The sequence below is a fragment of the Neisseria sp. 19428wB4_WF04 genome (assembly GCF_015235335.1).
In the GTDB taxonomy this organism is placed as follows: Bacteria; Pseudomonadota; Gammaproteobacteria; order Burkholderiales; family Neisseriaceae; genus Neisseria; species Neisseria musculi.
The window spans coordinates 1-231 of record NZ_JADGLG010000250.1 but is presented as its reverse complement, the minus strand read 5'-3'; the positions used below and the strand labels follow the sequence as shown (position 1 = coordinate 231).

At 41.1% G+C, this 231-nt stretch carries 1 pseudogene; it reads right to left on the bottom strand.

Annotation, left to right across the window (positions count from 1 at the left end):
- A pseudogene (locus tag IR141_RS14340) lies at positions 1–220 on the bottom strand (IS1595 family transposase); the annotation flags it as partial.
- Positions 221–231 lie beyond the last annotated feature (11 nt).

The following is a 231-nucleotide window of genomic DNA, read 5'->3' as shown; positions in this document are numbered from 1 at the left end:
AATAGCTCTCATCCAATTCTATAGCGCCCTCAAAAACCTGATCTGCTTCCAAAGCCAAATGATGGCTGATAACAAGACGGATTTTACGGTAGAAGAGAATAGCCGTATTGGGCTGAATACCTAAGATATCGGCAGCAGAACGTGCGGTTACTTCCAATACAAAATATTCAAGCAGTTTTCTTTGCAGACTCTTCTTTAACTTACAGTGGGTTATCTTCATTTTGGCAGCCT